Raw genomic sequence first — 255 nt, 5'->3', positions numbered from 1 at the left:
TTTATCCAGGGTCAACTTCTCGAACTTGTCGACATCCGCGCCTTCAACGGTTGCGATCGACTTGACGATCGGGTCGTTGGCACCAACGTAGACGTTGTCCGGGGCGGTGACCGTGGCGGTGCCAGAAATACCGTTGGCTGGGATGGTGATGGTGGTTTTGCCATCGTCCAGGGTAAAGGTCAGCGCTGCGTGCTTGTCGATCGGCAGGCCGTCTTTGTTGGTCAGCGTCACGGTGTAGGTGATCACGCCGCCTTC

At 58.4% G+C, this 255-nt stretch carries 1 protein-coding gene; it reads right to left on the bottom strand.

What is annotated here, in order from left to right:
• A partial coding sequence (locus DM807_RS00700) for an immunoglobulin-like domain-containing protein (protein ID WP_179026943.1) occupies positions 1–255 on the bottom strand: 255 nt, incomplete at both ends.

The organism is Pseudomonas hunanensis (genome assembly GCF_013393325.1).
Lineage (GTDB): Bacteria > Pseudomonadota > Gammaproteobacteria > Pseudomonadales > Pseudomonadaceae > Aquipseudomonas > Aquipseudomonas putida_P.
The sequence above is the reverse complement of the archived record's forward strand: the minus strand, read 5'-3'. Positions and strand labels throughout refer to the sequence as shown.